Origin of the sequence: Treponema sp. OMZ 855, assembly GCF_024181145.1 — a bacterium.
Taxonomy (GTDB): domain Bacteria; phylum Spirochaetota; class Spirochaetia; order Treponematales; family Treponemataceae; genus Treponema.
Genome location: NZ_CP051194.1, coordinates 424,840 through 448,042, shown reverse-complemented (window position 1 = coordinate 448,042; position 23,203 = coordinate 424,840). Strand labels below are relative to the sequence as shown.

At 40.7% G+C, this 23,203-nt stretch carries 19 protein-coding genes and 1 pseudogene; 16 read left to right on the top strand and 4 right to left on the bottom strand.

Features of this window, described 5'->3' with window-relative positions; translation table 11 throughout:
- The first annotated feature begins 227 nt into the window (after positions 1-227).
- The 13 genes and pseudogenes from E4N65_RS02160 (at position 228) to E4N65_RS02100 (ending at position 12,973) form a co-directional block, all read left to right on the top strand.
- Positions 228-1,319 (top strand): BMP family lipoprotein, encoded by a 1,092-nt coding sequence (locus E4N65_RS02160; RefSeq protein WP_253673848.1) that lies wholly within the window; start codon positions 228-230, stop codon positions 1,317-1,319.
- Between the two features lie 176 nt (positions 1,320-1,495).
- Positions 1,496-3,001 (top strand): ABC transporter ATP-binding protein, encoded by a 1,506-nt coding sequence (locus tag E4N65_RS02155; protein ID WP_253673846.1) that lies wholly within the window; start codon positions 1,496-1,498, stop codon positions 2,999-3,001.
- Positions 3,001-4,101, top strand: a complete 1,101-nt coding sequence (locus tag E4N65_RS02150) for an ABC transporter permease (protein WP_253673844.1) — start codon at positions 3,001-3,003, stop codon at positions 4,099-4,101. The genes E4N65_RS02155 and E4N65_RS02150 overlap by 1 nt, the downstream gene beginning before the upstream one ends.
- 3 nt (positions 4,102-4,104) lie before the next feature.
- Entirely contained in the window at positions 4,105-5,037 is a 933-nt protein-coding gene (locus tag E4N65_RS02145) for an ABC transporter permease (protein ID WP_253673842.1), read from the top strand.
- A gap of 100 nt (positions 5,038-5,137) precedes the next feature.
- Positions 5,138-5,527, top strand: a complete 390-nt coding sequence (locus E4N65_RS02140) for a hypothetical protein (RefSeq protein WP_253673840.1) — start codon at positions 5,138-5,140, stop codon at positions 5,525-5,527.
- Between the two features lie 11 nt (positions 5,528-5,538).
- Positions 5,539-5,672 (top strand): annotated as a pseudogene (locus tag E4N65_RS02135) (integron integrase); the annotation flags it as partial.
- Positions 5,673-5,880: 208 nt separating this feature from the next.
- Positions 5,881-6,627 (top strand): NYN domain-containing protein, encoded by a 747-nt coding sequence (locus E4N65_RS02130; protein WP_253673838.1) that lies wholly within the window; start codon positions 5,881-5,883, stop codon positions 6,625-6,627.
- A 363-nt stretch (positions 6,628-6,990) separates the two neighbouring features.
- Entirely contained in the window at positions 6,991-7,647 is a 657-nt protein-coding gene (locus E4N65_RS02125) for a CPBP family intramembrane glutamic endopeptidase (RefSeq protein ID WP_253673837.1), read from the top strand.
- Between the two features lie 753 nt (positions 7,648-8,400).
- Positions 8,401-9,426, top strand: coding sequence for a hypothetical protein (locus tag E4N65_RS02120; protein WP_253673836.1), 1,026 nt, complete (start codon positions 8,401-8,403; stop codon positions 9,424-9,426).
- 303 nt (positions 9,427-9,729) lie between these two features.
- Positions 9,730-10,674 (top strand): SNARE-associated domain-containing protein, encoded by a 945-nt coding sequence (locus tag E4N65_RS02115; protein ID WP_253673835.1) that lies wholly within the window; start codon positions 9,730-9,732, stop codon positions 10,672-10,674.
- 237 nt (positions 10,675-10,911) lie between these two features.
- On the top strand, positions 10,912-11,517 hold the full coding sequence (locus E4N65_RS02110; RefSeq protein WP_253673834.1) for a hypothetical protein: 606 nt from the start codon (positions 10,912-10,914) through the stop codon (positions 11,515-11,517).
- 86 nt (positions 11,518-11,603) lie between these two features.
- On the top strand, positions 11,604-12,167 hold the full coding sequence (locus E4N65_RS02105; protein ID WP_253673833.1) for a hypothetical protein: 564 nt from the start codon (positions 11,604-11,606) through the stop codon (positions 12,165-12,167).
- A 182-nt stretch (positions 12,168-12,349) separates the two neighbouring features.
- Positions 12,350-12,973 carry a hypothetical protein gene (locus E4N65_RS02100; RefSeq protein ID WP_253673832.1) on the top strand — a complete coding sequence of 208 codons (624 nt, stop codon included), beginning with the start codon at positions 12,350-12,352 and terminating at the stop codon, positions 12,971-12,973.
- A gap of 85 nt (positions 12,974-13,058) precedes the next feature.
- Here the strand turns inward: E4N65_RS02100 and rny are convergent, their stop codons facing one another.
- Positions 13,059-14,600, bottom strand: a complete 1,542-nt coding sequence (rny, locus tag E4N65_RS02095; RefSeq protein ID WP_253673831.1) for a ribonuclease Y — start codon at positions 14,598-14,600, stop codon at positions 13,059-13,061.
- Positions 14,601-14,800: 200 nt separating this feature from the next.
- Here rny and E4N65_RS02090 point away from each other — a divergent pair, with 200 nt between their 5' ends.
- Positions 14,801-16,237, top strand: a complete 1,437-nt coding sequence (locus E4N65_RS02090) for a sodium:solute symporter family protein (RefSeq protein ID WP_253673829.1) — start codon at positions 14,801-14,803, stop codon at positions 16,235-16,237.
- Positions 16,238-16,424: 187 nt separating this feature from the next.
- On the opposite strand, the gene E4N65_RS02085 is transcribed toward E4N65_RS02090, so the two are convergent.
- From E4N65_RS02085 to E4N65_RS02075, 3 genes are read right to left on the bottom strand one after another with little or no spacing between them, the layout of a single operon-like run.
- Entirely contained in the window at positions 16,425-17,540 is a 1,116-nt protein-coding gene (locus E4N65_RS02085; protein WP_253673827.1) for an Mbeg1-like protein, read from the bottom strand.
- A gap of 22 nt (positions 17,541-17,562) precedes the next feature.
- Positions 17,563-18,570, bottom strand: a complete 1,008-nt coding sequence (locus tag E4N65_RS02080) for a ParB/RepB/Spo0J family partition protein (RefSeq protein ID WP_253673826.1) — start codon at positions 18,568-18,570, stop codon at positions 17,563-17,565.
- A complete protein-coding gene (locus E4N65_RS02075; RefSeq protein ID WP_162662597.1) occupies positions 18,563-19,318 on the bottom strand; it encodes a ParA family protein in 756 nt (251 codons plus the stop codon). Before E4N65_RS02075 ends, E4N65_RS02080 begins: the two co-directional genes overlap by 8 nt.
- Before the next feature lie 63 nt (positions 19,319-19,381).
- On the opposite strand from E4N65_RS02075, the gene lon reads away from it, so the two are divergent.
- Together lon and E4N65_RS02065 are read left to right on the top strand one after the other, a co-directional pair.
- Positions 19,382-21,817 carry an endopeptidase La gene (gene lon, locus E4N65_RS02070; RefSeq protein ID WP_253673824.1) on the top strand — a complete coding sequence of 812 codons (2,436 nt, stop codon included), beginning with the start codon at positions 19,382-19,384 and terminating at the stop codon, positions 21,815-21,817.
- Between the two features lie 719 nt (positions 21,818-22,536).
- The gene (locus tag E4N65_RS02065) at positions 22,537-23,097 is read left to right on the top strand and encodes a hypothetical protein (RefSeq protein WP_253673823.1); all 561 of its coding nucleotides are present in this window, start codon (positions 22,537-22,539) and stop codon (positions 23,095-23,097) included.
- Positions 23,098-23,203 lie beyond the last annotated feature (106 nt).

Below are 23,203 nucleotides of genomic sequence, written 5' to 3'. Positions count from 1 at the left end.
GTATAGCAGGGTTATCATCTTTTGCAAATATACGGCACATCTACCGTCAAAACTATACATCCGTGTATAGTTTTGACTACGAGATGGCGGTAGTTCCCAGCAGCGACATACGGTCTGAGATATTCAAAAAACTCTGATGCGGTTATCCTATAAAAGAATATATTAACGATTTGACACGGTATTTTTATTGGGGTATACTTAATAAACTTATTTGAGGAGGCGCAAATATGCGAAAAATAAGCTTTAAAACAGTAATGGGAACAGCCATGCTGGTATTCAGTGCCTTTGTCATTTGCTCATGTACAAAGAGCGAAGAACCGGCAAAGAAAGCTATGAAAGTCGGTATGGTTACCGATGCGGGAACGATTGATGATAAATCATTCAATCAGGGGACATGGGAAGGCATTATCCGTGCAAAAGAAGAACTCGGCGTTGAAATTAAATACTTAAAGCCGGTCGGAACAACTGAAGCGGACTATGTAAAAGAAATTTCCAACCTTTATGATTCAGGGTATAAATTCATCGTTTGCCCCGGATTCAAGTTTGAAACTGCAATTTTCAAGGCTCAGACAAAATATCCTGATGCAAAGCTCGTTATCATCGACGGTAACGCTCACCCCGCCGATTCGTATGACGCTCAAAACGGCCCGAACACCATCGGTATTCTTTTTGCCGAACAGGAAGCAGGCTTCACAGCAGGTCTTGCCGCCGCACTTCAATTAAAAGAAGGCCGCTTCGGATTTATCGGCGGTATGGAAATTCCGGCTGTCCAGAAGTTTAACTGGGGATGGCAACAGGGTATCAAATACGCCAATGAAAATCTCGGAACAAACATCGAAATGCATCCGGAAGATTTCGTATATCAGGGAACATTCAGCGACATTGCGGCAGGCCAGCAGATCGCAGCTTCTATGTTTGACCGCGGTGTTACCTGTATCCACGCAGCAGCAGGCGGTGTCGGCGTTGGTGTTATCAACGAAGCGAAAGCACGCCGTCAGGTCGGAAAAGACGTATGGGTTGTCGGCGTTGACGTTAATCAGTATAACGAAGGCTTACTCCCCGATGGAAAGTCGATTATTCTAACCTCTGCAATGAAGTATGTAGACCGTGCATCCTATGATATGATCAAAGATGAACTCAACGGCAAATTCCAGGGAGGAACGACACTTGTTTTAACTGCAAAAGAAGATGCGGTCGGTATTCCTGCTGAAAATCCCAACCTTTCCGATGATGTACAAAAGAAAGTAGATGAAATTTATCAGCAGATTAAATCGGATGCTATCGTTGTTGCCGACAAGCAAGGCGATTTATTCCGTTAATCGATAAGCATTTCTTTTTGCGAATCCGAGGCTGTATGAATGTATACACCTCGGATTTTTCTTTAATTGTTTATAAGGAACCTCTGAAAACAGAGGTTTTTAACACCAATAATTAGATAAAAGTTTACAGTGTAAATAAAGGAAGGCCTGATCTGTCTGAACAATATGCTATCGAAATGCGCCACATCCGCAAGGAATTCCCCGGTATTGTTGCAAATGATGATATAACATTGCAGGTAAAAAAAGGGGAAATCCACGCAATTCTCGGGGAAAACGGCGCAGGTAAATCCACTCTTATGAGTATTTTATTCGGTTTATATCACCCTGATGCGGGAGAAATCCTCGTCAACGGTAAACACGCGGTTATCAATAATCCGAATGATGCCAATGAACTCGGTATCGGTATGGTACACCAGCATTTCCAGCTTGTACATAACTTTACCGTTACCGAAAATATTATACTCGGAAAAGAAGGCGGTTTTTTTCTTGACCTGCATAAGGCCGAGACAAAAATAAAAGATTTAAGCACCCGATACGGATTACAAATCGATCCTAATGCACGCATTATGGATATAACGGTTGGTATGCAACAGCGTGTAGAAATTTTAAAAATGCTGTACCGCGATGCGGAAGTGCTCATCTTTGACGAACCGACCGCCGTTTTAACGCCGCAAGAAATCGAAGAACTTATCCAAATAATGAGGAATCTGGTAAAAGAAGGAAAATCCATTATCCTCATTACCCATAAATTACAGGAAATTAAGGACGTTGCAGACCGCTGCACCATTATACGGAGAGGAAAGTTTATCGATGTGATAGACGTTGCAACCACTTCAAAAAATGAGATGGCGGCAAAGATGGTCGGACGTCCGGTTGAATTTAAGGTGCAAAAAGCCCCTGCCCAACCCGGTGAAGTAGTGCTTGATATACAAAATCTTAAAGTTATCGGTTCCAAAAAGGTACCTGCCGTCAACGATTTCTCGCTGCAAGTACGCAAGGGTGAAATTGTCGGTATCGCAGGTGTAGACGGGAACGGACAAAGCGAGCTTGTTCATGCACTTTCGGGCTTAATGCCGGTTGCGGAAGGATCTGTTCTGCTTTGCGGTAAGGATATCACAAAAACATCAATCCGCGAACGCAACGAATCGGGTATGGGCTTGGTTCCCGAAGACCGTCAAAAGCACGGTTTGGTTATGCAGTATTCCATTGCGGAAAACACCATCATTAAATCGTACTACAAAGAACCTTTCCAAAAGCACGGCTTCCTGCATAAAAACAAGATGTTCTCATTTGCAGGCGATATCACCAAACAATTCGACGTCCGTTCGGGCGAAGGCGTTTATTCCGCAGCACGGAACTTGAGCGGCGGTAATCAGCAAAAGGCTATCCTCGGACGCGAAATAGCCCTCGATCCCGAATTACTGATCGCCGTGCAGCCTACCCGCGGTTTGGACGTCGGCGCTATCGAAGCAATTCATAAAGAACTGGTAAAGCACCGCGACAGAGGACGGGCTGTTTTACTCATTTCTTTTGAATTGGACGAAATCTTCAACTTGTCGGATCGAATTGCGGTTATGCACCGCGGCGCTTTAACCGGTATCGTCCGCCCTGAAGAAACGACCGTTGAAGAAGTAGGCTTGATGATGGCCGGAGATAAGCACAAACATGGAGGCCAACAGTGATGATAAAAAAACACACGGCTCTTGCGGATAATACCCTTGTAATCAGCCTTTCTGCCGTATTGCTCGGTTTAATTGCAGGGGCAATTCTCATCCTTTTTATCGGAGAAAATCCTGTTATTGCCTTTACCTACCTTTTCCGCGGCGGTTTGATGAACATCGAACGTATCGGAAATACGCTTGCAACTGCAACGACACTTTTATTAGTAGGTCTTTCCGTCTCATTTGCATTTAAAACCGGTCTCTTTAATATCGGAGGTTCGGGGCAGATGCTGATCGGCGGATTGCTCGGCAGTATGTTTGCCTTATCGGCAACCTCTATGCCTCGACCGCTCTTTTTTATTTTACTGATTCTTATCGGTGTCGTGAGCGGTGCTCTTTGGGGTGTCATTCCCGGTTTATTAAAAGCGCTGTTCAACGTACACGAAGTTGTTTCAACTATTATGATGAACTGGATTGCCTATTGGCTGGTATTTTATATCGTACCGGGTTACTTAAAAGCGGAATATCTTGAAACGGAAAGTAAATCCATTGCCGTTACCCGCTCGCTTCGTACCCCATGGCTTACCAACTTGTTCAGCAGCGAATACGTAAACTACGGTATCTTTCTCGGCATTCTTGCAATGATTCTCCTTAAAATTATCTTGGATAAGACAACCCTCGGCTTTGAATTAAAAGCAGTCGGATATAACCGCAACTGTGCGGAATATGCAGGGATTAAAGTAAACCGGAATATCGTTATTTCGATGATGATAGCGGGAGCGCTTTCGGGCTTGGCAGGTCTCACCTACTACACCGGCTATGCACTGAATATGCAGATCGGCGTAATGCCCTCGCAAGGGTTCGATGGTATCGCTGTTTCATTGCTTGGTGCAGGGACACCGATCGGAGTTGCACTCAGTTCAATTTTCTTCGGAGTGCTGCACGTCGGTAAAGGCTTTATGAGCGCGAACACTATTGTTCCGCCGGAAATTGCAGACACTATCATTGCGGTTATTATCTATTTTACTGCAACCAGTCTGCTCTTTAAACGCTTCTGGGGAACTATTTCCAAAAAGATACGTACACGCCAAACAGCCGGGCTTTCTGCAGAGGAGGTATAACGTATGTGGCATATTTTAACCTTAATTTTTCCCTATGTAATTGCATATACGATTCCTCTTTTGATTACTTCTCTCGGCGGATTATACAGTGAGCGAAGCGGTGTTACGAACCTCGGTCTTGAAGGACTTATGCTTATCGGCAGTTTCTCTGCAGCGGTAACTATCAATTTACTGCAGCAATCCCTTCCTGCAGGGATCGTTATTCCTATCGGATTGCTGGTTGCGGCTATAGCCGGTATTCTCTTTTCGCTGTTGCATGCCTTTGCGTCGATTACGCTGAAAGCGGATCAGGTTATCAGCGGTACCGCCATCAACATGCTCGCCGCCGCATTGACCATCTATATGGCTCGCACGATAACCGGTTCGGGAAACGTACGTGTTGCAGGCATTATCCGGCAGGACATACCCGGTCTTTCAAAAATTCCCGTATTGGGGCCGCTTTTCTTTTCGCAAGTGTATTGGAGTACGTGGATGGTATTACTGATACTCATTCTGTCGTGGATACTGCTGTATAAGACCTCATTCGGATTACGGTTGCGTGCCTGCGGCGAGCATCCGTCCGCCGTTGCGAGCGCCGGCATTAACGTACATCGAATGCGATACTTTGCGGTATGCGCGAGCGGTGCACTTTCCGCATTGGGCGGCGCTATTATCCTCGTAACCTATTCGGGAGAGTTTAACGGAAGTGTAGACGGTCTCGGCTTTTTGGCTATCGCTGCTTTGATCTTCGGCCAATGGAAACCGTTCGGCATTTTGGGTGCAACCTTCTTCTTCGGCTTTGCCCGTACCGTCGCGAACGTTTCGCAGGTGATCCCCGCTTTAAGCGGCATACCGCCGGTGTGGCTCAAGATATTCCCCTATCTTGTTACGCTGATAGCCCTCGTACTGTTCAGTAAAAACTCTGCCGCTCCCAAAGCAAACGGCGAACCGTATTAAAAAATCACCCCTTACACCCCGGCGCTCTGCGTCGGGGTATGTTATTGATACTGTGATATTATCCTTGAGATTATAATAGCCTGCAAAAGCAAAGAACTAAATGACCGAAGAGAAGTTTACTTCACTAATATTTTTATATGCATTAGTAAATTTCATTTTATTTATTTTATATAGATTTACACAGAGATTCAAAATAGTACATCGATTTCTTTCACTTATTGACAACCTCATTTTCAGCCTCTTGCTCGGTTATGGTTTTTATCAGGCAAATCGATTGTTTGTACTTTTGGTACCGAGCGTATTATTAATTGTGTATCCTATTGCTTGGGGACTGAATAGAGAATTATCAGATGAAGAGCTGGATTCTGTAGTAATATTGAAATCGCCATTTCCAATAAAACAAGAAAATAGAATAAAATTAAAAATTGTATTTATCCATTTTGCAACATTCCCATTTTATTATTTATTGGATAGTTGGAGTGCAAAATAACATCGCTATGAGCAACACATCTACTGGAATCAGATTACGATATCCGCACCATCCAAGAGTTTTTCGATCCTAACGATATTAAGACAGCTATGGTACCCGCGTTCTCAACCGTAGTGAGCTTGGTGTTCAAAGCCCTATAGATTGAATGCGATTTGTCTTTATCCTATTTAGCAAAGATAGGCCTAATCTGGCTGTTGATGATGTGTTCCGGTGGATACTATGGAAGAAAGATTTAATTTCTTATCTTGTAACAGTTTAGATTGCAAACGAGTAGTTTTTATGATATTATGGGGAAGGGTCGGAACAATGTTATGTGGACTGCTCTACTAGAGCAGATGAGGATGAACCGAAGAATGATAAATAGTGAACAAATAATTGCTTTATTAATCGATGCTGATAATACGCAAGAAAAAAAAATGAAATCTGTAATAATGGAAATTTCAGCATACGGTAGAATTGTTGTAAAAAGAGCCTATGGTAATTGGACAAAAGAAGTGTTAAAGAAATGGGAAGATGATTTTAGAAATCTCGCTATTAAACCAATCCAACAGATTGATTATGTAAAAGGTAAAAATGCAACTGACATGGCATTAGTAATAGATGCCTTAGATTTTCTATATACTTCCAATTATGATACATATGCAATTGTTTCAAGTGATAGCGATTTTACTCCTTTAGCTATTAAACTGCGTGAATCAGGCAAATTCGTGATAGGTGTAGGTAAAGAGTCTGCCTCAGAAGCTTTTAAACAATCTTGTGATCTATATCTTTGTTTAGAAAAACTTAACATGGATTCTGATGAAGTTATTGAGGAAGTTGAAAATAATGCAAATAACAAAGAAACAGAAATAGACGAATTAGATAGATTGTTACAAATTGCTGCAAATTCTTATCAAGATGACGAAACTGGATATACAAATGTAAGTTCCGCAGGAACATATATAAAAAGGGTAAAACCTGATTTTGACATATCAAAATACGGTGTTAAAAAATTACCTGAATATATTGAACGAAAATCTGATTTATATGAAATGACTAAATATAAAGGAAAAGGAACTGTTAATATTATAGCTTATAAACTTAAAGAAAATAACACATAACACAGTTTTCAAAGCCGACAAACGGGACTGTGCCCGTTTTCGGTTTAAAACAATGTTATGTGGACGCCTAGTAGAGCGCGGGGTAGAAAAAAATGGAATATATTTTAAAAGGTAAATCAAGTTTGGAAGATTATATAGATTTTAATAGAGCAGCCATTCTGCATAAAAAAAATTATTTTTTATAATGTTTATTTATTTTTTTATAGTCAGCAAGCACTTTGTTTTTTTAAATATAATTTAGATACAAAGACTAAGTCAAAACAAGGATTTGCATATCTTTTCGAAAATTGAAAGGATTATCAATTTATGCTAAAATAAAAAAGAGAAAATTTAAGTTAGAGATTATTGAGGAGAAACGATTATATGAGTAATGGAATATCTATTGGAAAAGGAATTCTATGGATGCTTGTTTGGTTTGGCTTTATGATTCTGTATACGATTCTTGATATTTCAATATGGAGAAAGATTGCCCCTGAACAAAGTAGGGTTTTAAACTTAATTACTGTTGCTTTATGTATAACAATATTTCTTAATCTACTAATGACAAAAACAAATTTCAAACTACATTTGTTTTCAAATATTTCTTTTCAAGGAATAATATTAGCATTAGGGTGTTCCATATTATTTTATTTTCTTTTAGATAAGGGATTAGATCCCATATTTGAAAATTTATTTCCATCAAGTAAAGAAAACTATCAACAAACTATCTGCTTAATAAAGATATCGCCGATTGCCACTTTTTTTGATTTTTGTATCCTTGCGCCTATTCTTGAGGAAGTTTTAATGAGAGGATTTTTGCTTAACGGTTTTTGCACAAACTACGGGAAAATTGTTGCCTTGCTCATATCTGCTGCACTTTTTTCAATACTCCATTTTAATATCGTTCAAATGGTACCTTCATTTATATGCGGCATAATTTTAGGTTTGCTTTATTTTTATACTGATTCTATATTTTCTTGTATCCTTGCTCATATAGGGTATAATACGATTTCATATATGATGATAATGTTACCTATATGAGCATCATCTCAAATAACTTAGTTTAATTACAATCGAACTATTAAGATATAAAAATTTTGCTTATAATTTTATTTAAAGAGGGAGAAAATTGAAAACTATACTTAATATTTTTTCTAGAGGATTTATCGGATTTTATGCAATTCTGACTCTTATTGCAGTGATTGCAGAAATTAAGGGGATAGGTTTTAAAACTGTTCACTTGCTGTATTTTGTCGGATCTATTTTGTTGATTTCGGCTGCGGTTACGAATCTACCATGGCTTGTATATCTTTCTTTAGTGTTAATGATTCCATTAGTAATTTTTACCGGTTATGTGGTTGGGAATTTAGAATGGTCTCATATTATAGTTCGCATATTGATTACATTACTATTGTCTTTACTATACAGTTACTCAATTTGCTGAGTAAGTAGAAAAAAATGTAAAATATTTTTTTTAATATGTATGATGATAATCAAGTTTTTGATATTTAGCTAAAAGAGTGGGGGCAAGAATTTAATCGAACTATTAAGATATAAAAGTTTTGCTTATAATTTTATTTAAAAGGGAAATTGAAAATTAACACATAACACCCGCTTCAACCTGACATTTGTTTTGTCACGAAAGTTGCTGGAATCGGTCGCTGCTAGTGCAGCTCCCTTTTTAATGCAACTTTCGCGCCAACTTTGCCTTACGCTTTGCGTCGATAAAGGCGCAAATGCAGGTTAAGCGAACGTTAGACTGCCCCCGTGGGGTGCTTGGTATGAGGGAAAGAAATGAAATTAAAGGATATATTTCTAGTATTACTTTTTATATTAATAGCCTCATTAAATCTATTTGCATCAAATTCTCGGAAATCTGAAATTGATAATATTTTATATTACGCAAATTGGATAAAAAATCATGAATATACAACTTATGAGAATTATGAAAATGAATTAAACTATACCACAATAGAAGTTTCTGATCGTGAAAAGTGTGGTTTCCTTCCAAATGAAATATCTTATACTAAGAATGCTAATCTTTACTGCACAGAAATATATCTTGATGATGTAAAAGACAGATTAATTGCGATGATGCAGATTGAAGGAAGCGGCAGATTCCCCTATCTTACGATTTTTCGCTTTGACAGTAAAAAACAAAAATGGATTATATATTATTACGGTGACGGCTCAGCTGGAAATTGCGGGTTAGTCTATCCTGTTCAAAATCCCATTACAGGAAAAACTTTATTTTTTGAAGAGGAACGTAATTTTGATAATAGACGTCTTGTAGCATATAATCTTCTTTCATTTAAAAATAAAAAATGGAAAAAAGAATCAACGGCAAGAGCCTGTTATGTTTATAATCTTACAAATGATGAAAAGAAATGGATTTCTTCTGGCATAATTGAAAAAATGGCTACGTTTGATTATTCATTCATGGGACTCAAAGGCGACCATCCTGAAATAATTGAGCGTGAAGTTTTAGATAAAAAAATCATCGCGAAACCTTATTATACTTCGATTGGTTACATGGCTTCTAATTTTGAGATAATTATTTATAAGCGAGGGGGTGAAGTCCTTAAAAACGAAGGAAAAGTATTTGAAGACGAAAGAGAAATTTTAAAAATCAATGAAGGACAATGGGGATTCAATCTAGTTGAAAAAGGTAATAAATTTTATCTGGTATATATAGGAATGGGAAATTCCAGAGAACAACGAGTTTCAATAATAGAATCTTTTATGCTAAATGTTTTAGATTTATCCACCCTAGAAATTGTATACAGCAGTTATATAAACTGTGATATAGAATTTAAATAAAGAATATTTTTTAATCGACTCAATCTCGATTAAAAAATGGAATAGAACTTTAAGGCGAGTCAATATGAAAGCGTCGCGTAACTATGCAAAAGAGAAAGGGCTTCCTATTTCTTCGTTAACAGATTCTGAAAAAGAGCAATTTACAAAAAGGAAATCTTGCAAATAGTAAGGTTTCAAATTCGTAGAGAGATAGAACCTAACACAGTTTTCAAAGCCGACAAACCGGACGTGCCGGTTTGCAGTTTAAAACCATGTTATGCTCACACGCTATAGGGCATGGTTTTTAGAAAAAGGGGGAATAGGATGGTTTTTCCAGGTTTAAAAAAATTGGGCAAAGAATTTGGGTTCAAAAATAACGGAACATATTTTTATGGATTTATAAATAATACATATATTATGTTTGCAGATGGGGCGAATCAGAAAAATGTGAATTTCATATTTCCAATTGAATTAAATGAAGATGATAAAAAGAAAATTTTATCTTGGAAAAGGAAAGGATATGCAAAAACTATAGATTTTTTTCACGATCAGTCTTCTAATGTTTGTATTATATTTGCAGAATATTTTTTACCTTTCAAAATTTCAAAAATAAAAGAAGTAATTGAAGACATAACTGGGTATATTAAACAAAAATACCCACAAGAAAAATCAAAATGCAGTGGAGATAACTGTACAGCAACAGATGGACTTAATCTATTTGATGTTGATGGTATTCCGGTTCCAATGTGTTCTTCTTGTGCAAAAAGATTAGAAACTAAAATTAACAATGCGTATGAAGATTTTAGGCTCCAACCAAATAATTATCTTCAAGGTTCAATAGCAGCAATAGTTTTTTCTATTCCTGGAATATTAGTAACATTCATTTTATTTTTATTAGGTAGAATCGCAGGTGCGTCAGGTTTAATATATTTTTATCTTTCACAAAAAGGCTATGTTTGGGCAAAAGGCAAAATGAACAAGATAGGTGTACTTATAATTTCTTTAATAAGTTTGGTATATACGGCTGTTGGAGTATATTTAAGTTATATTGCTGTTATTATAAAAGAAGTATTAAGGCTTCCAGAAATAAAAGGGTATCCAATATTTGAAATTGTAAAGCTTTCTTTTGAATCAGTAAGAGAACCTGAAGTCAAAAGAGAATTACTTACAAATATATATTTATCGTTGTTTTTGTGTGGTATTTGTATTTTAATAAATATGATTCAGTTATTAAAATCAACTGGCAAGGTAAAAATAAAAAAAGCATAACAAGGTTTTCAAAGCCGACAAAACCTTTGTCACAAAAGTTGCTTTCCGCATCTTTGCGCCGCTGCAACCTGACATTGCAGACAGACCGCAAGTGCAGATTAAGCGAATGTTATACGCACAGTGCGCTGCGCTGGAAGTTAAGGGGTAAAAATGTATTATTTTATTAAAGATCATAATTTGTTATCCTCAATAAATTACCTATTGATTTCGTTTGCTTTAATATGTGTTGGATTATGTGTGACAATATTGTGCAATAAAGTGAGTAAAAAAAAATTAGATGCAAGAAAAAAATCTAATATTCAAAAGACTGATGAATTCGTGCACGAAAATATTGAAATTTATGAAATGCTTTTAAATAATTTATGGAAAAATAAGAAAAGAGAATATTTTAGTTATAAAGTCTCTATATATCTAATTGTAATTTATGTTATTCTTAACATAATTTCTTTTATTTTAAAGGGTCAATTATTTAGCAACAAAGCAATTTGCATCTTATATAATCTTTATTGGATGGTTTTGCTGATTCTATTAATTAATACATATAATTTCATTATCGATAAAAAAGAATGGAAGTTTTTACAAGCAAAAAGTTCGATAACTTTTACAGATAAATATGTTCTCGAAAATAATGAAAAAATAAAATTAGTAGTATATTCTAATGAAGATGACTCTTGGCAATTTTTATCTGGCAGACAATTGAATACTGAAGATGCTAGAGTTGTGTCATTAGAAGAAATAATTATTAAATATCCATTGTATGAAGCAATGTATATATTGCCAAAAGGATATGTTGCTTCAAAAACAAAAAATAAATGGATTATTACTAAAGAACAAAACGGCTAACGCCGTTTTTAAAGCCGATATTGTACTTTCATGCAATATGGTTTAAAATAATATTAGGTTGACACCTACGGCGCGGAGGAGAAAAAATGAGAAAATTTTTTTTATTATTAGTATTGGTAGTTATCGGAAACTATGGTTTTTCCAATGAGTATGAACCTGAAAAAATGCTTACGGAAGTGAATGATGATGTCGCAATGTATTTGGGAGGGGTGGTTGCAAAAGGAACAGGGGTAACAGCATTGCAGACCAATATCGTACCTCAAGGAAAAGCTGATATTGTAATAACATCTGCGGCAGGAAAAAAATTTGAAATAACAGGAATGAAATGTACTTCTATGGTACAGGCCTTGGATGCGAGTAATAATGAAGTAGCTTATATGGTTACATTATTTACCGTAAAAGAATCTTCACTCAAAAAACTGAATAAACAAATTAAGAAGAATCAAGTGAAGTTCTCCACCTTGCTTAATACACTTGGCGAAAAGGATTTAGATTCAGAAATGGCAGGAACTGCAGAAGAACCGGATACGAATACTTTTACTAAACTTAGAAATTTGCAGGCATATGATATCTTTGTGAAAACATCCGAAGGCAAAGAGATACATCTTCAAATTTATGTAGAAAATTTCCATGACGCTCAGGATTTGTAATTATTTGAAGCAAAAAATGAGTGCTCAAGCATAATTTACTGGGTATATGGTCCGAACAACTCTAACATCACTATAATCGGACTTAAACCCCATACAACTAAACAACCCCGAGCATGGAGTTACTATTGGAAGTTTTTATATTTGAGGTGTAAGTGACTTTGTGACTTATAATAGGTAAGTATATGAAAAAAGTATTTGAAACGAATGATAAAAGAGAAAGTAGCTTCTTAAAAAATCATTTAAATGATAAATATTATGAAAGTGAAATCCGAAATACTTCAGGAAAGTACGAATTATTTGTAAATGAAAATATTTACGATGAAGTCTTGATTGAAATAAATAAAATCGGAAAGAAATTATCAGGTGATATTGTTTTAGATAAAAAAGAAAGTTTAAAAGAAAATAAATATAAAAAAGGTTCCTTTTTATATTTCGTTGAAAAATACTTCCAATTGAAATATATACATTTATTTACATTTTCTATAATTTATTCTTTGATAATAAATATACCTTTCATCATAGTCTCAATTAATAGGATAATAGTAGAAAAAAGTTTCAATACTGAATATTTAGTGATTTCACTTCTGCCGTTTTGCATAATGATATTTCTTAGCCAGTTAATACTGATTTGTACCAGATACTATCAGACATTAAAAATGGTGAATGAGATTTTTGTAATCAGAATCGGTAAAAAAAATGACTATTCGAGCTTAAATTACAAAATAATTAATTTTATTATTGCACTTATTAGTCATATAGTTATTACGGGTTTTATTATTAAAATTTATATAGAACTTATGTACTAAATAAAAAAGCCGCCCTATTAAGGACGGCCTTTTACTGCTCATTACCAATTATCGGTAAATGGAATTGCTTTACCGAACATTTCCGTTATCGTGCGTATTCGATAATACGCGTTTCGCGGATGAGCGTTACCCGAATACGGCCGGGATACTTCAGATCGTTTTCAATCTTTTTCGCAATATCCCTGCCTAAGGCCTTCACTTCTTGGTCGGGTATCTTTTCATTGTTTACCAATACCCGCAGCTCGCGGCCTGCTTGGATTGCATACGCTTTTTCAACGCCTTGGAACCCTTCTGCAATTGCTTCAAGGTTTTCCAGCCGTCTGACGTAATTGTCCATCGTTTCGCGGCGAGCGCCCGGCCGTGCGGCGGAAATAGCATCGGCAATCTGCACCAGTATGGATTCCACACAAGACGGTTCAATGTCGTTATGGTGCGAACCGACCGCATTGACGATACGCGGATCGAGGCTCATCTTCCGCGTCATTTCCATACCAACTTCGGCGTGGTTCTTGTCGGAATCGGCTTCGGCACCCTTACCGATATCATGCAGTAAACCGCCGCGTTTTGCGATTTCCACATTCGCGCCGATTTCTGCAGCAAGCGTACCAGCCAAAATGGCAACTTCTTTGGAATGCTGCAATACGTTCTGTCCGTAGCTCGTTCTAAAATGCAAGCGTCCGAGTGCACGCACCATTTCCTGTCCCATATCGTGAATACCGAGGTCAAAGAGCACTTTTTCCCCTTCTTCATACACGGTTTGCGAAATTTCGCGCGTAACCTTCTGCACAATTTCTTCAATCCGCGCAGGGTGGATTCGGCCATCCAGAATAAGCCGTTCCAATGCGATACGAGCAATTTCTTTCCGCACCGGATCGAAACAGGAAATAACCACAGCCTCGGGCGTATCATCGATAATAATATCGACACCGGTCAAGGTTTCCAGCGCACGTATATTGCGCCCCTCACGCCCGATAATCCGTCCCTTCATTTCATCACTCGGCAAGCTCACCGTAGAAACGGTTATATCGCTCGTTGTCTCCGTCGTCAGCCGCTGAATGGTCGTAACCAAGATATCACGCGCTTTTTTTTCAGCGGTAAGGTTCGCTTCCTCTTCTATTCTATTAATAAGAACCTGCGCATCCTTTTTCGCCTCATTCGCAAGACTCTGGATAATTAAATCTTTTGCCTGAGCCTGTGTCAAACCGGAAATACGTTCCAGTTCTTCCTTGTACCGTTCTTCCTCCCCATCCAAGACTTTTTCACGTTCGTCAAGCGCATCCTTCCGCTCAACGAGTTGCTTTTCATTTTTTTCTGCCAATTCCAGCCGTTTATCCAGCTGTTCTTCTTTTTGGGTTAAGCGGCGTTCCATCCGTTGAAGGTCGCTTCTCCGTTCGCGGTTCTCTCGTTCTTGTTGATTTCTTTCCCGAATAAGTTGTTCTTTTGCCTCAAGAAGAATATCCTTCTTTTGAGCTTCAGCCTCTTTTATAGCCTCCTGTAAAACCCGCTCTGCACGCTGTTCAGAAGCAGATAGTTGAAATCTGGCATACAGCCAGCGAATCGTCCATCCAAGAATTAAACCGATAATTACGAGAGCAATACACACGATCACCATCATGATTCCAGACATGTTTGCTCCTTATAACAGTAGATAACTGTCATCTTAAACTTTATACTGAATACCTCAAAATGTCAATAATTTTCAATTTTCCGAACAGGTTTAATATGTAAAAAACCGGAAGTAGCAAATTATAAGAAACTATAGTAATATAGTTATGGCATTTCTAAAATTTTAATCACCTGTAGAGATGCCCATAAACAGGAGGAGCTATGAATACGATAGTATTGGTCATTGTTGTCGCATATCTTTTATTGATGCTTTTCATCGGCTGGGCATCTTCAAAAAAGATTAAAACGAACGAAGATTTTATGGTAGCCGGAAGGCGGCTGGGACCGATTTTAATGGCAGGAACATTGACTGCTACGGAAATCGGAGGAGGAAGCTCGCTCGGTGTCGCAGAAAAATCCTTTACGAATTGGGGATTGAGCGCATTTTGGTATGTTGCAACGATGGGTATTGCCTATATCGTACTTGCCGTATTTGCCCCCCGTCTACGCCGGACAATGGTTAAAACCGTACCCGAATACTTTAGACGCCGATACAGCGGCTCGGCAGGGTTGATTACCGCAATTATTATGATTTTACCGCTGATCGGTTTGACGGCCTCTCAGTTTATCGCTTCTGCGACAATCGTATCTTTTATGCTGAACATAAACTACTCCGTAGCGGTTATCATCGTTGCGATTGTTGTTACCGTATATTCGATTATGGGCGGTTTATGGAGCGTTACCATTACAGACTTTGTACAGGTATTCTTGATTATCATCGGTATGGCACTTGCGTTGCCGTTCTCTCTCAATCTTGCAGGCGGTATGCAAGCCGTCGTAGCAAATGTTCCGCCCGACACATTCAGTCCGTTTAAGGGCATTGGCGTCGGCGTGATTATTTCGATGACGATTATGTATGTTGCATCTTTTTCGGTAGGGCAAGAGGCAGTTTCGCGCTATTATGCCGCCCGTGATGAAAAAGCTGCCGTACAGGGTTCAATCATTTCCGCAATACTGAACTTTGTATATGCCTTCATTCCGACGCTTCTCGGTATTATTACGTTGGCGCTTATCAATATGAAAAAAATAGACGGAGATATCATACTGAGCCAAGGACCGAAATACGCGCTGCCGCATTTGGCGATGGCAACAATGCCTGCATTGATTGTCGGACTTCTCTTTTCCGGTATTATTTCTGCAACGATGTCGAGCGCCGACTCTGACTTACTGGGCGCCGGTTCCATATTCGGAAACGATATCTACAAAATTTACATCAAACCGAATGCGACAAACAAAGAAGTTATGCGCGTTACGCAAATCACTATGCTGATAGTCGGCATATTCGGTATGCTCATTGCACTGTTTAACACCGGCAGCATCATTAAACTGCTGCTATTCTCGTTTACACTGCGAGCGGCAGGCGCCTTTTTCCCGTATGTTATGGGACACTATTGGAAGCAGGCGTCAAACATCGGCGCTATTGCCTCGCTCATTGCCGGAAGTATTGTCGTCATCATCCTTGAGCAAACAAAGACCTCACTTTTCGGCCTTGACCCCATCATTCCGGGATTGGCACTCAGCTTTATCTGCTTTATTATCTGCAGTAAGATATTCAAACCGAATACTGAAAGCCTTGATTTAGCGGAAGAAAACGGCTAGGACATCCGAAAAAACTCGGTTAGATTTGCTTTGCATCCTTCAGGATAGAAGATGCCGCATCAGCAAAGCATCTCAGCTCCTCGCAGTTTGAGGTAAAAATCCGGACTGCGAGCGCTGTTCCTAACTTTTACAATCAACAACCCCGACGCAAAGCATCGGGGTATTAACCCCTCGCACGAATAAAGGCTTACGGATAGGGAAAATGTGTATAAACCGCCCCGAAGAATGCTTTAATGACGGCAAACAGCTCTCTCCGTCGCTCGGAATCTACCGTATGCAGCTCTTTTAAAATATGCAGCGAATGAGCAAGTCCGTTAGCCGTTAATTCACTGAGCGTTTCCGCACCGGTACCGAACAGAACGGCAAACAACGTTTCGATAAATTCTTTCCGCTCGGTATCGTTAAGATGAGAAAGCCATTCCCGCATGGTTTTTTCCGCAAAATAGCTTTCCTTTGTCCGCCCTTGCTGATATAGTACAAACCCATCCCGTTTAATTTGCCAAGAAAATACATCATGCTGCCACAAGGTGTTGGTTTCGGCGCTTTCAATAACGGTATAATGCGGCAGATAGGATAAAAGCACGCCAACAACGGACGACTGCGGAATAAAAGAAGCGGTTTTAGGGATAATCGCTTGAAATCCGCTCCGCTGTTCAATATCAAAGGCAAAGCCGGGGCTGTCAAAACAGAACACCCGCTCAATCCGCTCCCGTATCGAAGCGGCGGCAGTCCCGGCCGCATAAAGCGCAAGGTTTCCGCCCTTGGAATGCCCTGCAATGTAAAGCTTTTCAGTGCCGCACACAACGGCAGCTTCCGCAGCCGCCGAAAGATAATCCGCCGCTGCAGTATGAGAGGGGATGGGGGCGGAAAGGCTCAAAAGGCAGTCTTCTTTCCATCCGATTATACTATCGTCCGTACCCCGATAGACAACACAGGCAGACCCCGTTGAAAGCAGGGCAGTAATTGCGGCAAACTGCTTATCCGCACTGCGGTCAATCTCATTCACAAAGCCTTTTAAAAGAATAGAACCGAAGCGCTCCGTTTCCCCAGCAGTTTTGAGCAAATCGGCGGTGAGCGGGTTGATTAACACACCAAACTCTTCAGGAGTTCCACGCGTAGAATCGGTGGCGTAGATACGGGCAGCTTCCCGCAGCGTAATACCATCGGTAAATTGGGCTGGGACAATATCGGAAAAGTTAAGGTAAGAAAGTTGACACAGAACCAGCGCATCTACCGCATTGAACGGGCGCACTTCAAAGGGAAGATCGCCCCGCCAAACTAGATAATCGGAAAGGTTTGCCATCGAAGGTTATGTTCCTGCAATGCTATTTTGCGGCAATTTTATTATATAGCGCATCAAGATCTGCCTGCGAAAAGTACGAAATATGCACGATGCCTTTTTCAAGGTCGCCTTTAATTTCCACTTTTGTACCCAGCGCATCAATAAATTGCTGCTCAATATCTTTAACAGCAAGCTGCGCATCATCCGCTTCCGGCCGGCTTACCGGCTGCGGTGCCGTATTTTTCCGTCCGGCGCGGCTGCCGTTTTTCAACTGAGCTGCCTGCATTTCCGCTTCACGCACCGAAAGCGCCTGCTCCGTAATGCGGGTAAACAGCAGCGTTTGATCTGCCGGATTGATAAGCGAGAGGATTGCCCGCGCATGACCTGCGGTGATGAAGCCTTTTTCCAGCGCTGTCTGCATTTCGTCGGGCAGCTGTAAAAGCCGCATCGCATTGGCAACCGCCGATCGGCTCTTCCCTACCCGCTTAGCGGTCTCCTCCTGATTGAGGTTGGACAGCTGCATAATCTCTTGATATGCCTTCGCCTCTTCAATCGGATTGAGGTTTTCCCGCTGGATATTTTCGATAAGCGCAATTTCAAGTTTTTTGCTATTTTCAAATTCACGGAAGATGACCGGCACCCGCGTAAGCCCCGCTAAAAGCGCCGCTCTCGTTCTCCGCTCTCCCGCAATAATATAGTATTCATCGCCGTTTTTTTCCGCGATAATTGGCTGAATAATCCCGTGTTCTTTTATGGAAGCGGCAAGTTCCTGCAAACTCTCTTCGTTAAAGGTTCGGCGGGGCTGAAACGGATTGGGTTTTAACAGCGCGGGGTCAAGTTCAACCGAAGCAGAACCGACCGTATCAGCGCGATTTTGAGTACCGGCTTGTTGCGCCGCTTCTCCTCGCATCACATTCTGCTGCAGCATTACAGACAAACCGCTACCCGATTGTACATCCGAAGATTGTGCAGCAGCATCATTTGAATACAAATCCGTGATATCGGAAGGAAGCAAGGAGTCGAGCCCTTTACCCAGTGCAGATTTAGGCACGGTCAAGCACCTCCTGAGCGAGTTTTGCATAGCTGCGGGCACCGATACAAGAATCATCATACTTGCAGATGGGCAGCCCGTGGGAGGGCGCTTCGGAGAGGCGGACGTTACGCGGAATAATCGTGCTGCATACGCGGTCTTTAAAATAAGCGGTAACCTGCTGCACCACTTCCTGCGCGAGCTTTGTGCGGGAATCGTACATCGTGAAAAAGATACCGCCGATTTTAAGGCGGGGATTGATTTTTTCCTGTACTCTTTTAACGGTTTGCAAAAGGAGCGTTAAGCCCTCAAGCGCAAAATACTCACACTGCAACGGAATAAACACCTCATCCGCAGCGGCGAGTCCGTTCAGCGTTAAAATCCCCAATGACGGAGGGCAATCAATTAAAATATATTCGTATTCTTCTTTAAGGAGGGCAAGATTGTCGCGGAGAAAAAATTCTCGAGATTGCTGATCAACCAATTCGATGGTCGCACCCGATAGATTAATATCGGCGGGGATTGCATACAAGTCCTTAACCGCCGTCGGTCTGACCGTTTTTTGGATAGGAATTTTTCCGGCAATTGCATCATAAATACTCGGCTGTTTTTTGGAAATACCGACGCCCGACGACATATTTCCCTGCGGATCAAAATCTACAAGCAGCGTTTTCTTCCCTGCCTGTGCAAAGTATGCGCCGATATTGACGGCTGAAGTGGTTTTCCCTACCCCGCCTTTTTGATTAACAAAAACGATACTTTTCCCCATACGGGGCAGTATACCGCATTTTCTAAAGAGATAAAAGGCCATTTATTGACTTTTCGTTGAATAATGACGATATTTAGAGCTATGGATTCAGATACTTCAAAGACTTTAGATACGCCGAACGCGGCAGATACGTCAACTCAACAAGACGCAAAGGCGGTTATTCCAATCGAAGAACTTTTGCCTAAAAAAATCAATCTTATTCCGCTGAACGGCCGGCCTATTTATCCGGGGATTTTTACCCCGCTTTTGATAAACGACGCCGATGATATCCGCTCTGTCGAAGAAGCGTACGGCAGCACCGGTTTTATCGGTCTTTCGCTGTTAAAAAACGAGACGGAAGATCCGGGCGCCTCTGATGTATACCAAATCGGAGCTGCTGCGCGAATTATCAAAAAAATCAACCTACCTGACGGCGGTATCAATATTCTTATTTCAACCTTAAAGCGGTTCAAAATCCGCAAAGTTGTCAACGAGAAAAAACCGATTGTCGTAGCGGTTCAGTATCTTGAAGATGAGGAAGAGAATACGGTTGAGGTAAAGGCGATGCTGCGCGGGCTTATCGGAGAGATGAAAGAACTTTCCGAAAACAACCCGCTTTTTACGGAAGAGATGCGGCTCAACATCGTCAATATCGATCATCCCGGAAAGATTGCGGATTTTACCGCCAGCATTTTGAATATTCCGAAAGAGGATCAGCAAAAAATACTGGAAACTATCAACGTCCGTGAACGGATGGAAAAAGTTTTTGTTCATATCAAAAAAGAAAAAGAGCTGCTCGATGTTCAGCGGAAAATTCAGGCCGATCTGAATACGCGGATTGAAAAAAATCAGCGGGAATACTTCCTGCATGAAGAGCTCAAAAGTATCAAAAAAGAACTGGGCTTGAGTTCCGATCCGAAGGATGCCGATGAAGAGAAATTCCGCAAGCTGATCGACTCATTCCATTTTGAAGGTGAAGTAAAAGAGACGATAGAAGCTGAGTTTGAAAAATTCAAGTTCCTCGAGCCGAATTCGCCTGAGTACATTGTCGGACGGAATTATCTTGAAACCGCGCTGACACTCCCGTGGAATCCTCCCGAACCGGAAGCGTATAATATAGAAGAAGCGAAAAAAGTTTTGGACGCGGATCACTACGGGCTGGAGGATGTAAAGAAGAGAATTATCGAATACCTTGCGGTACGGAAGCTGAAAAACGATACGAAGGGCTCGATTGTTTTGCTGGTGGGGCCGCCCGGTGTCGGTAAAACGAGCGTCGGCAAGTCGATTGCCCGTGCAATGAATAAACCGTTTTTCCGGTTCTCGGTGGGCGGTATGCGGGATGAGGCTGAAATTAAAGGACACCGCAGAACGTACATCGGCGCGATGCCCGGTAAGATTTTGCAGGGATTAAAAATCGTAAAAACAAAGGCGCCGGTCTTTATGATTGACGAAATCGATAAAATGGGACAAAGCTATCAAGGCGACCCTTCCAGCGCCTTGCTTGAAGTACTCGACCCCGAACAGAATGTTTCGTTCCGCGACCACTACCTCGATCTGCCGTTTGACCTGTCGCATATCGTATTTATTCTGACGGCGAACACGCTTGACGGTATTCCGCGCCCGCTGCTCGACCGCGCCGAAGTTATTCAACTCGCAGGCTATATCGATTCGGAAAAAGTAGAAATCGCAAAGAACTACCTGCTGCCGAAAAGCCTTGAGAAAAACGGCTTAAAGAAAGCGCAGGTGAAATATTCCAAGCAGATACTGCTGCATATTGCGAACGGCTATGCGCGGGAGGCGGGGGTACGCAACTTTGAAAAGAACCTCGATAAGCTCCACCGGAAAATCGCCGTTGAACTGGTTACCGGCGAGCGCGGCGAAAAAGACGTGTTCGCGCCCGATACCGCCGAAATCGAAAAGATGCTCGGCAAACCCATTTTCCGCGACGACGATATCAAATACGCAAAGGTTCCCGGCACGGCAATCGGGCTTGCATGGACGAGTATGGGCGGCGATACCCTGTTGATAGAAGCCTTGCCGAATAAGGGCAAGGGACAATTCCGCCTGACCGGTCAGATGGGTAATGTGATGAAGGAGTCCGCCTCGATTGCATGGACATGGGTGCGCCACTTTGCCGACGCACATGGTATTGCAAGCGTTAAGTGGTTTGAAAGCCACGTTATCCACCTGCACATTCCGGAAGGCGCAACTCCCAAAGACGGCCCCTCCGCCGGCATCACGATGACTGTTGCACTGCTTTCGCTGTTGTCCGGCAAAGTCATTAAACCGAAACTCGCCATGACCGGCGAACTCTCACTGACCGGTCAGGTACTCCCGATCGGCGGTTTAAAGGAAAAAACCATCGCCGCCCGCCGCAACGGCATCAAGGAGATTATCATCCCCGCCGCAAATATCCGCGACCTCGAAAAAATCCCCGAGCACATAAAGAAAGGCATTCAGTTCCACCCTGTTACTAGGATGGAGGAGGTTATTCAGAAGGCCTTCCCTCATACCTTTTGAAATATACGGCACATCTGCGTTGTCGCTACGCCGAAATAAATGCTCAACGTATACCCGATACGTCTCCGCTTTATTTCGGCTAGGCTCCTAGCATCTGTGGCGTCTATTTCAAAAAGCTTACGGAAGGGGTGCATCTACTTCGTGCTGCACAAAAATAAATATTAAACGTATCATTTCCAACAAGAATGCCGATGGTTCCAAGCAGAAGTGATGTTTTTGTGGAACAAAAACTCGCCGTCAGGAATGTGCATGGATGCACATTCGCCGAACAATGGCATCCATGCCAAAAAGTCTGAGCAACTGCTTGGTATACTGAGTCGTGAGGAAACCGTAAAGATATTTTCTCTTTTGCTCAGGAATGACTGAGGTCTTTTTATCCGCATGTTGGAGTGTTGTTCTTACAAAGTGGTTGCAGTCGATTTTCATGCCCTATCAACCGAAAATGTATCCTATTTAGTGAAGATAGGCCTAATCTAGCTGTTGATGATATGTTCTTGGGAATATTATAGAAGAAAGATGTTATTGGTTTAATCCGCGATAGTTTAGATTGCAAATGGGGCGTTCGTATGATATTATGAGGAAGGGGCGAAAAGAAGTTAGGCACACGCCTCCGGCGGAGGGAAATATTTCTGCATTGATTATTGAAAAGAAAAATACGACGGGGTATTCTGAGAATGATATTAGGAATATAAATTATTACTATTAAAAGGAGTTCAAGAATGACTACAAATGATTGGGTGGATCCAAAAGTTATGGTGGCAATTTATGCTGCTGTTGTATCAACAGTTTCGCTAAGTTGGAATATTATTTCTTCTGTTAATAACAATAGGAGAAAAATAAAAATTAAAACAAAATTTAACATAGTATTCACAAAAGATGTTTTTGGAAACTTCTCACCAGTTGTTGCTGTATTATCAACAGAAGTTACAAACTTTGGCAAAGAAGAAATTCATATTAAAACAATTGCTCTTAATTTTTGTGGAAAAAAGATAGAACTAATGGGAGTTCAAGCAGATTCAGTTGCTTGTATTGATATGTCAGGAAAAACAAAATTACCTCACATATTACGAAAAAACGAGATATTTAAGGATGACATGGGTACAGATAGCTTACTTGATAGTATTGGCAATAAACTAGAGGCAAATGATAAGGTAAGAATTGAAATAGATGATACCTTAGGAAATAAATATTTCTCATCCACAATGAAGTATGGAGATATTATCAACCATTCAAAAAGTGCAAAAGAAATAAACAGAAAAAGTGCAAAACAAAAGCATTAAAGCTAATGACCGATAATATTTTTTGCCTAACACCCGCTTCAACCTGACATTGCGGACAGCCGCAAATGCAGGTTAAGCGTTAGTTGAACGGCCGCTGCGCGCCCGT